The following is a 4,979-nucleotide window of genomic DNA, read 5'->3' as shown; positions in this document are numbered from 1 at the left end:
TGACTATAGCCATGTCGCGCGGCAATTAATGGCAGCGACGTTATCTATTCATCATTACGATCAAGAGAAAGCCACACTGGTAAAAGCGTCTACACCACTTCGATCCAGTGGCGCTGTCTTTTGGCAGGCGAATTTGTTGTCATCGTTAGCGAGTGTATCGTTATTGTCTAAAGTGCTGGCTCGTATGGAAAAAGGAAAAGGCCTTCCCGTATTGCTTCGGCAGTATTTAGGCATGAATGGAAAGCTGGTTTGTTTTAATGTCGACCCTGCATTCAATGACGCGCTTGATGGTCTGATTGTCGTGAATCTAAAAGCAGTTCCTTTGAAAACCTTAGCCAAATACATGGGCAGAGCAGAAGCCGAAACCTACTTAGGATTAACACATCGTGATCCCTAATCAAGAATAGACGCTGGTGACGAGATACACAGACATAGATTGATGAAGAGATCTTTATCAATGTGTGATGGCGCATTCTTTCATCAGGATAATCTTGTGTGTCATGATAGTCGGACAAAAAAACGACAACATTCAAGGAAGAGAAATGAAAGACGAAACCCTTTCCATCCATTTTGGCTATGACACAGACCCAACAACAAAATCGGTGGCAACGCCTATTTATCAAACCGTCGCGTATGAATTTGACAGCGCTCAACATGGCGCTGATTTATTCAACCTTGAAGTTCCAGGGAATATCTACACGCGAATCATGAACCCAACCAATGATGTGCTGGAAAAACGTATGGCAGCGTTAGAAGGCGGCATTGCGGGTCTTGCGGTGAGTGCAGGAAGTGCTGCTATCAATTATGCCATCCAAACCTTGGCTGAGGGAGGCGACAATATCGTTTCTACTCCACAGTTATACGGTGGGACATACACGCTGTTTGCTCATATGCTGCCAAAGCAAGGCATTGAGGTTCGATTCGCCAAAGACGATAAACCAGAAAGTCTTGCTGAACTTATTGATGAAAATACCAAAGCGGTCTATTGCGAAAGTATCGGGAACCCTGCGGGGAACATTATTGACTTAGAGCGCATAGCAGAACTTGCCCACGCGCAAGGTGTTCCTGTGGTGGTCGATAACACGGTTGCAACGCCAGTATTGTGCAAACCCATCGAGTTTGGTGCCGATATTGTGGTGCATTCTCTCACCAAATACGTAGGTGGGCACGGAACGACCTTAGGTGGCATGATTGTCGATTCAGGCAAATTCCCTTGGGCTGAGCACAAAGACCGTTTTCCAGTATTTAATACACCCGAAGCGTCTTATCATGGTGTTGTTTATACCGAAGCGTTTGGAGAAGCTGCATTCATTGGTCGAGCTCGCACGGTGCCGCTACGCAATACTGGGGCAGCCCTGTCACCAATGAATGCATTTATGTTAATGCAAGGCCTAGAAACCTTATCACTACGTATGGAACGTCATACTGAGAACGCATTGAAAGTGGCAGAATATTTAAGTCAGCACGAGAAAGTCAGCTGGGTAAGTTATGCTGGTCTTCCTACCTCCCCTTACTTTCCGCTCGCAGAGAAGTACATGAATGGGAAGCCTTCTGCGATTCTTTCGTTTGGCTTAAAAGATGGCTATGACGCGGGTGTTCGTTTTTATGACGCGCTTGAGATATTTAAGCGCTTAGTGAATATTGGTGATGCTAAATCATTGGCTTGTCATCCAGCATCAACGACTCATCGCCAATTGAGTGAACAAGAACAAAAACAAGCGGGCGTTTCACCGGAAATGATCCGGTTATCCGTCGGTATTGAACATATCGATGATATTCTTGCGGATCTTGAGCAGGCCTTAAATGCCTAAATGAATGGACGTTAACAAGGAAACTGTGCGAATAAGCGCATAGTGTAAAATAAGAAATATTGAGTAGTTGAGAGAAAGCCGGAACCATGTGTTCTGGCTTTTATATTCACCTGACCTCGGATTTTTACACGTATTCGGGGTTAAAACCTTTGTCTCGTTTGTTACTCTTCTAGCCAGCGTATTACTTCTATTTCATCGGCCTTAAATTGGTTTGCAAAGTGCTCGAGTAAAGCGGCTAAATTGTTGCCGTTATCAACGATCGTATTCATGACCCGTTGAGGGCTAACTTCAATATCACACCCTTTTGGGCCAGCCTCAGTCGCAATGACCACAGGAACAATATATCGGTCTGCGCACAGTGAGTGGTCTTTTTTTAAAGCCATTGCGAACTCCTGAGCTAGGGCGATATCTTCTGCTTTGTATTCCCTTTCCCCGATTCGAAACACAAAAACAAAGACCAATCCGCGATACAACATAATCATGTTTGCTTTGTGGGGCATGTCAGCCACTTGATAGTCAAACACGACTTGCCCAGCAAGATGAAGTAGCTCTTTCAATTGCGATTGGACGATCCTGATTCTTTCAGACATATCCGTGGGTAAAGAGGGAGCAATATCTAAAGCAAGCAATTCTTTATCCGCAAGAGAAAAATGATAGAAAGAAGCCGAATAGAGATACGAAGAGCTGAGTGCGTGGAAAGACATAAGGAAGAGTACCGAGATTATTGTGAGCTTATTGTGAGCTTAGTGCGACATCGCGGGTGCCAGTGTATGTAAGCCCTCTCATTGAGTAGTTAGATTAGCATAGAAACGATAGGCGCAAGAGGTTTAAAGGGATTAGCACATGGCAACCCAATCGAATGTTTGTTGAGGTTTTTTATGCTTTATTTGAGATTAACTGTTTTATTTCAATGGTTTGAAATTTATTTCTGTGGTGTTTTTTGTTCAGTAAAATTGGCTAGGTAGCTTTGGGTTACCCATGTGCCAAATGAAATTAAAGTGTCGATAATACTTCGATATAACAAGGAAGCAGCTATAAAAGAGGTTTTGTCATTACTAGAAGAATGGTTACTGGAAAAGCTAACTGTTTAATTTAAGTGTTTGATTTATCGTTAATTTAAATAATATATCCATTTACTATTCCATTGCCCTATAAAGCACATCGATAACAGCGTAGGATCACACTACTTTAGACAAAAACTAGGTTTGCATTTCGGTGCACGATCATCAAAAAATATGAAACTAACAGCAAAACCATCGCTTAATCACGCTTTACTCATCTCTATATGCACGCCCAAATTTAAAGGAGATGAGGCAGCAGAATCACTAGCAGAACTTGCTCGTTTAGTGACAACCCTAGGGTTTAAAGTGGTCGGCACACAGTCTCAAAAGCAAAGTTCGACTCAAGGGCTTAATGTACTTGGTGTAGGTAAATTGGCGGAAATTGCGCACCTTACGGGCAATAAAGGCTCAATAGGAGAAGAAGACCAAGAAATTGAAGAGCTGTTTGATGAGACGGATTTTGACGATCTTCCCTCAGAAAATCTGCCACTCTCTAGCGCTGATGTGGTTGTTTTTGATTGCGATTTGACACCATCTCAACTGCGTAATGTAGAGAATCAACTGGGCGTAGAAGTGTTTGACCGCACGGGCATCATCATTGAAATTTTTAGCCGTCATGCTCGCACTCGTACGGCACGCTTACAGGTGGAGATAGCCCGTCTTAATTATTTAGTGCCACGACTTCGTGAATCATTAACGGGTGATAACGAACGTCAAATGGGGAAAGGAGCGGGTGAAACCTCGTTAGAGTTGGATCGCCGTAAAGTACGTGATCAATTGGCTGACCTGAGACGTGAACTGGTCAGTGTGCAATCTGAACTGAAAGGCCGCCGAAAACAGCGTGCGGAACTCTTTAGTGTGGCATTAGTGGGTTACACCAATGCGGGCAAGTCATCAATGATGCGCGCCATTACAGGCAGTGAAGTATCAGGAGAAGATAAACTTTTTGCGACGCTTGATACGACTGTGCGTGCGTTACACCCGATCACACAACCCCGTATTCTGGTATCCGATACCGTCGGGTTTATTAAAAAATTACCGCACGACCTCGTTGCTTCATTCCATTCCACTTTAGCTGAAGCTCATGATGCATCTTTACTGCTTTATGTGGTTGACGCTTCAGACGCATCATTCCGTGCTCAGCTTGATGTTGTGCACGAGGTTCTTGGTGAAGTCGGTGTTGATGGCATTGAAAAGTTATTGGTATTGAATAAATCCGATCGACTTAGCGACGAACAGCAGCAAGCACTGATGGAAGAGTTTCCAGATGCGATGATGACGTCAACACGTAACCCACTTGATATTGCGAAACTACATAAGTACATCGTCAGTGTGGCTGAAAATGAGATGGTTGAAGATGAAATCATTGTGCCGTACACCGCGAAAGGCATTGTTGGTGAAATTCGTTCAAGTATGAGTGTTACGAATGAAGAGTACGAATACGACCATATAAAGCTAACTGTACGCTCGAACCCAATTGATTTGGCCAGACTCAAAAAGAAAATGTTGAATTTATAAAAAGCCCCAGGTCGCCATAAATGCAGCAAAAAGCCTAACGTATCAATGACAACATGACGTTAGGCTTTTTTCTTTCTCACAGTTTTCTTGGTCCCGCATTTTAGGCACATTTATTTCTAACTAAGTCGATAGAGAGTTGAGAGAAAAACGCACAAAAGAAGAGGGATTAACGGATTAGATCATGGCAACCCAAACCGTTGATAAGATCATTGCCTTACTGATGAAGTTAACCTAATCAATTGAATTAAATCATTTTATTACCGCGAACCCTTTCTTGATTAGCTCACTTGAAAACTGTTCTTTTGCTTTTGGTTCCCCATGTATCAAATGGACTGTTTTTGGCGGAGGCGATATCCCTTCAATGAATTTTAACAAGTCGGCTTTGTCGGCATGAGCAGAATATCCAGACATGCTATGCACCTTTGCATTCACTGCGATTACCTCGTCATCAATCACCACAGTTCGTTTATTATTTTGGATGTCGTGTCCGAGCGTGCCTTTGGCTTGATAGCCAGCCAAAATGAGATCGGTTCTTTTATCGGACAGTAATGCTTTCAAGTAATCAATGATTCGCCCACCTTGGCACATA

4 protein-coding genes and 1 pseudogene are annotated in these 4,979 nt (G+C 43.3%); 3 read left to right on the top strand and 2 right to left on the bottom strand.

Going from position 1 to position 4,979, the window contains the following annotated elements:
* A pseudogene (locus ACP45E_RS02795) lies at window positions 1-397 on the top strand (hemolysin); the annotation flags it as partial.
* Between the two features lie 145 nt (window positions 398-542).
* On the top strand, window positions 543-1,811 hold the full coding sequence (locus tag ACP45E_RS02790; protein ID WP_017037642.1) for an O-acetylhomoserine aminocarboxypropyltransferase/cysteine synthase family protein: 1,269 nt from the start codon (window positions 543-545) through the stop codon (window positions 1,809-1,811).
* A 161-nt stretch (window positions 1,812-1,972) separates the two neighbouring features.
* On the opposite strand, the gene ACP45E_RS02785 is transcribed toward ACP45E_RS02790, so the two are convergent.
* On the bottom strand, window positions 1,973-2,515 hold the full coding sequence (locus ACP45E_RS02785) for a hypothetical protein (protein ID WP_017037641.1): 543 nt from the start codon (window positions 2,513-2,515) through the stop codon (window positions 1,973-1,975).
* 531 nt (window positions 2,516-3,046) lie between these two features.
* On the opposite strand from ACP45E_RS02785, the gene hflX reads away from it, so the two are divergent.
* Window positions 3,047-4,390 (top strand): GTPase HflX, encoded by a 1,344-nt coding sequence (hflX, locus tag ACP45E_RS02780; RefSeq protein ID WP_017037640.1) that lies wholly within the window; start codon window positions 3,047-3,049, stop codon window positions 4,388-4,390.
* Window positions 4,391-4,639: 249 nt separating this feature from the next.
* Here hflX and ACP45E_RS02775 read toward each other — a convergent pair.
* The coding region (locus ACP45E_RS02775; RefSeq protein ID WP_277815674.1) for an MBL fold metallo-hydrolase RNA specificity domain-containing protein at window positions 4,640-4,979 on the bottom strand (340 nt) is incomplete at its 5' end.

The organism is Vibrio genomosp. F10 str. 9ZD137 (genome assembly GCF_049974785.1).
Taxonomy (GTDB): Bacteria; Pseudomonadota; Gammaproteobacteria; order Enterobacterales; family Vibrionaceae; genus Vibrio.
This window is presented reverse-complemented; position numbering and strand designations above follow the sequence as displayed.